This is a genomic window from Nocardioides sp., from assembly GCF_041600255.1.
Lineage (GTDB): Bacteria > Actinomycetota > Actinomycetes > Propionibacteriales > Nocardioidaceae > Nocardioides.
Window position 1 is genome coordinate 1 of record NZ_JBFIKK010000191.1, and the last position, 4,462, is coordinate 4,462.

Consider the following 4,462-nt stretch of genomic DNA (forward strand, 5'->3'; position numbering starts at 1 on the left):
CCCGGTGCCGCTTGAGCGCGGCGACCATCAGGTGTCCGTTGTGGGTGCCCACCCGCAGGTCCCCGCTCATGCCAGCACCTCCGCGATCTCGCGCACCTCGGCCGCCGACCGGCAGCTCAGCAGCAGGGTCGTCACCCCGGTCTCCTCCCACTGCGCGACCCGTTCCCGGACCTCGCCGGCACTGCCGATGATGTGCATGTCGTCCACCAGTTCGTCCGGGATCCGTGCGGCTGCCTCGTCCTTGCGGCCCTCGAGGTAGAGCGCCTGCACCTCGGCGGCCAGTTCGGCGTACCCCATCCGCTCGAAGACCTGCTTGTGGAAGTTCTGGTCCTTGGCACCCATGCCCCCCATGTAGAGAGCGGTCACCGGCTTCATCCCGTCCAGGACGACCTGCTTGTCGTCGGTGATCTGAACGTGGCAGGTGGCGGCGATCTCGAAGTCGTCGCGGGTACGCCGCGCACCCTCGCGGGCGAACCCCTCGTCGAGCCAGGGCTGGTACATCGCCGCGGACTTCGGCGTGTAGAAGATCGGGATCCAGCCATCGGCGATCTCCGCGGTCTGGGCGACGTTCTTCGGCCCCTCGGCGCCCAGCCAGATCGGGATGTCGGAGCGCAGCGGGTGCACGATCGGCTTGAGCGGCTTGCCGAGCCCGGTGGCGCCCTCGCCGACGTACGGCAACGGGTAGTGCGGCCCGTCGTTGGTCACCTTCTCCTCGCGAGCCAGGACCTGGCGGATGATGCTGACGACCTCGCGGGTGCGGGCCAGAGGCTTGGAGAAGGGCTGGCCGTACCAGCCCTCGACCACCTGGGGGCCGCTGACGCCCATGCCCAGCACCACCCGGCCGCCACTGAGGTGGTCCAGCGTCAGCGCGTGCATCGCGATCGAGGTGGGCGTCCGACCGGACATCTGCACGATCGAGGTGCCCAACCGGACCCTCGAGGTCTCCCGACCCCACCAGGCCAACGGGGTGAAGGCGTCGGAGCCCCAGGCCTCGGCCGTGAAGATGGCGTCGAAGCCGGCCTCCTCGGCCGCGGACACGAGTTCGGCGGTGCCGGCGGGGGGCTGCGCGCCCCAGTAACCGAGCTGAAGTCCAAGTTTCATGGCGACACCCTCCCAAACCCTTGCCGGAAATACTAGAACGTGTTTCACTTTCGGACCATGTCCTCCGGAACTTCCACGCGCACCCTGCAGGCTCCCGTCCGGGTCGCCTTCGACTACACCCGCTCGGTCGGGCCCGTCCTGAGCCGCTTCATGACCGGCCTCAGGGACGGCCGCCTGGTCGCCGCGCGCACCTCGGACGGCCGGGTGGTCATCCCGCCACCTGAGTTCGACCCGGTGACCCACCAGCAGACGTCCGACTTCGTCGAGGTCGCCGCCACCGGCACCGTGACCTCGTGGACCTGGGTGCCCGAGCCGGTCGCCGGTCAGCCCCTGGACCGACCTTTCGCCTTCGCACTGGTCACGCTGGACGGCGCCGACCTGCCGATGCTGCACGCGCTGGACGTGGCCTCGCCCGACCAGGTCAGCACCGGCATGCGGGTGCAGGTCCGCTGGGCGGCGGAGCGGACCGGCGTGATGACCGACATCGCCTGTTTCGAGCCCCTGGTCGACGACGCCGGCTCCGACACCCCGGGCGCGACTCCGGCCGCGGCCGGAACGGGCGAGGACCTGATCGGCGAGATCATCACCCCCGTCATCCTCGACTACCAGTACGCCGCCTCCCCGGAGGAGTCCGCGTTCTACCGCGGTCTCGCCGAGGGGCGGATCGTTGCCCAGCGCTGCCCGATGTGCCACAAGGTGTACGTGCCGCCACGCAGCGCGTGTCCGGTCGACGGCGTCGCGACCACCGACGAGGTCGAGCTGCCGCACGTCGGCACGGTCACCACGTTCTGCATCGTCAACGTGCCGTTCCTGGGACAGCGGATCACCCCGCCGTACGTCTCGGCGTACGTGCTGCTCGACGGCGCCGACATCGCCTTCCTGCACCTGATCCTCGACGTGCCGGCCGAGGAGGTCCGGATGGGGATGCGGGTGGAGGCGGTGTGGAAGCCCCGCGAGGAGTGGGGCACCACGATCGAGAACATCAGCCACTTCCGTCCGACCGGCGAACCGGACGCGGACTTCGAGACCTACCGGCAGCACCTGTGACCGGCCGCGCGACGGCCCCGCAGCAGAAGAAGGGCAAGGCATGAGAGACGTTGCGGTCGTGGGGTTCTCCCAGCGACAGATGAAGGAGTTCGACGGCTCCCCCACCTGCGTGGAGATGTTGGTCCCGATCTTCGCGGAGTGCTACGAACAGACCGGCTTCACCCGTCATGACGTCGGCTTCTGGTGTTCGGGCTCCTCGGACTACCTGGCCGGGCGGTCGTTCTCGTTCGTGCAGGCGGTGGACGCGATCGGCGTGATCCCGCCGGTCAACGAGTCGCACGTCGAGATGGACGCGGCCTGGGCGCTCTACGAGGCCTGGCTGAAGATCCAGACCGGCGAGGTCGACACCGCACTGGTCTACGGCTTCGGCAAGTCCTCGGCGGGTGTGCTGCGCCGTACCCTCGCGCTCCAGCTGGACCCGTACACGATGACGCCGCTGTGGCCCGACACCGTGTCGCTGGCCGGGCTGCAGGCCCGTGCCGGCCTGGACGCCGGCCTCTGGGACGAGCGAGCGATGGCCGAGGTGGTCAACCGTTCGCTCACCGACGCGGAGAAGAACGAGTACGCCGTGCGCAAGGGCGGCTCCTCGGTCGAGGAGCTGCTCGCCCGGCCGATGTACGCCGACCCGTTGCGCAAGCACGACTGCGCACCGGTCACCGACGGTGCCGCCGCGATCGTGCTGGCCGCCGGCGACCGGGCCCGTGACATCTGCGAGCGCCCCGCCTGGATCTCCAGCCTGACCCATTCGGTGGACGCCCAGAGCATGGGCACCCGCGACCTGACCCGCTCGCCGTCCGCGGCCCGGGCCGGTGCCGCAGCCGACCTCGACGGCCTCGAGGTCGCCGAGCTGCACGCGCCGTTCAGCCACCAGGAGCTGGTCCTGCGCCGTGAGCTCGGGCTCGCCGACGACGTCCGGATCAACCCCTCCGGCGGCTCGCTGGCGAGCAACCCGATGTTCACCGGCGGACTGATCCGCATCGGTGAGGCGGCCCGTCAGATCTGGGACGGCCGTGCCGACAAGGTGCTGGGCCACGCCACCAGCGGGCCCGCCCTCCAGCAGAACCTCGTGTGTGTGATGGACAGCCAAGACAGGACCAAGAACTGATGGGCAAGCTGCCAGCAGCCGTGATCGGGGTGGGCCAGACCCACCACCGCGCCAAGCGTGAGGACGTCTCGATGGCGGGCCTGTGCCGCGAGGCCATGGACCGCGCCCTCGCGGACGCGAACCTGACCCTCGACGACATCGACGCGATCGTCGTGGGCAAGGCACCCGACCTCTTCGAGGGCGTGATGATGCCGGAGCTGTACCTGGCCGAGTCGTTGGGTGCCGCCGGCAAGCCGCTGCTGCGGGTGCACACCGCCGGGTCGGTCGGCGGCTCGACCGCGATCGTGGCCGCCTCGCTCGTCCAGTCGGGCGTGCACAAGCGGGTGCTCACGGTGGCCTACGAGAAGCAGTCGGAGTCCAATGCCATGTGGGCGCTGTCGGTGCCGGTGCCGTTCAACATGCCGGTGCACGCGGGCGCCGGCGGCTACTTCGCCCCTCACGTGCGCTCCTACATCCGCCGCGCCCAGGCGCCCACCCACGTGGGTGCCATCGTGGCGGCCAAGGACCGGCAGAACGCCCTGAAGAACCCCTACGCGCACCTGCACAACCCGGGCACCACCGTCGAGTCGGTGATGGCCTCGCAGATGCTGTGGGACCCGATCCGCTACGACGAGACCTGCCCGTCCTCGGACGGCGCCTGCGCCCTGGTGATCACCGATGCCGACACCGCACGCAGTGCGGCCGCTCCGGCCTGGATCCACGGCACGGCGATGCGCTCGGAGGCCACCTCGGCGGCCGAGCGTGACCAGGTGAACCCGCAGGCCGGTCGCGATGCGGCCGCCCACCTGTGGAAGCAGGCCGGGATCACCAATCCGCTCGCCGAGATCGACGCAGCCGAGATCTACGTGCCGTTCTCCTGGTTCGAACCGATGTGGCTGGAGAACCTCGGCTTCGCGGCCGAGGGCGAGGGCTGGAAGCTCACCGAGTCCGGCGGTACGGCGATGGACGGCGTCCTGCCGGTCAACTGCTCCGGTGGCGTGCTCTCCTCCAACCCGATCGGCGCCTCCGGCATGCTCCGCTTCGCCGAGGCCGCCCTGCAGGTGCGCGGTCTCGCCGGCGAGCACCAGGTCGACGGCGCCCGTCGGGCGCTGGGCCACGCGTACGGCGGCGGTTCGCAGTTCTTCGCGATGTGGGTCGTGGGCTCCACTCCCCCCATCAACTGACCACCCTCCGGGAGCACGACGACGAAGGGCCGGTCCGCGCAAGCGG

The 4,462-nt window shown here is 70.2% G+C and carries 4 protein-coding genes; 3 read left to right on the forward strand and 1 reads right to left on the reverse strand.

Features of this window, described 5'->3' with window-relative positions; genetic code table 11:
- Positions 1 to 66: 66 nt before the first annotated feature.
- Complete coding sequence (locus ABZE72_RS15875) at positions 67 to 1,101, reverse strand: LLM class F420-dependent oxidoreductase (RefSeq protein WP_372730007.1); 1,035 nt, start codon at positions 1,099 to 1,101, stop codon at positions 67 to 69.
- Between the two features lie 57 nt (positions 1,102 to 1,158).
- Between ABZE72_RS15875 and ABZE72_RS15880 the strand changes: the two genes are divergently transcribed.
- The 3 genes from ABZE72_RS15880 to ABZE72_RS15890 are packed head-to-tail and all read left to right on the forward strand — an operon-like array spanning position 1,159 to position 4,416.
- On the forward strand, positions 1,159 to 2,148 hold the full coding sequence (locus ABZE72_RS15880) for a Zn-ribbon domain-containing OB-fold protein (RefSeq protein ID WP_372730008.1): 990 nt from the start codon (positions 1,159 to 1,161) through the stop codon (positions 2,146 to 2,148).
- A 40-nt stretch (positions 2,149 to 2,188) separates the two neighbouring features.
- Positions 2,189 to 3,253, forward strand: a complete 1,065-nt coding sequence (locus ABZE72_RS15885; protein WP_372730009.1) for a thiolase domain-containing protein — start codon at positions 2,189 to 2,191, stop codon at positions 3,251 to 3,253.
- Entirely contained in the window at positions 3,253 to 4,416 is a 1,164-nt protein-coding gene (locus ABZE72_RS15890; protein ID WP_372730010.1) for a thiolase domain-containing protein, read from the forward strand. Before ABZE72_RS15885 ends, ABZE72_RS15890 begins: the two co-directional genes overlap by 1 nt.
- Positions 4,417 to 4,462 lie beyond the last annotated feature (46 nt).

Coding starts and splice junctions, on each gene's coding strand:
- ABZE72_RS15875 (WP_372730007.1), bottom strand. CDS start 1,101: ATGAAACTTGGACTTCAGCTCGGTTACTGGGGCGCGCAGCCCCCCGCC.
- ABZE72_RS15880 (WP_372730008.1), top strand. CDS start 1,159: ATGTCCTCCGGAACTTCCACGCGCACCCTGCAGGCTCCCGTCCGGGTC.
- ABZE72_RS15885 (WP_372730009.1), top strand. CDS start 2,189: ATGAGAGACGTTGCGGTCGTGGGGTTCTCCCAGCGACAGATGAAGGAG.
- ABZE72_RS15890 (WP_372730010.1), top strand. CDS start 3,253: ATGGGCAAGCTGCCAGCAGCCGTGATCGGGGTGGGCCAGACCCACCAC.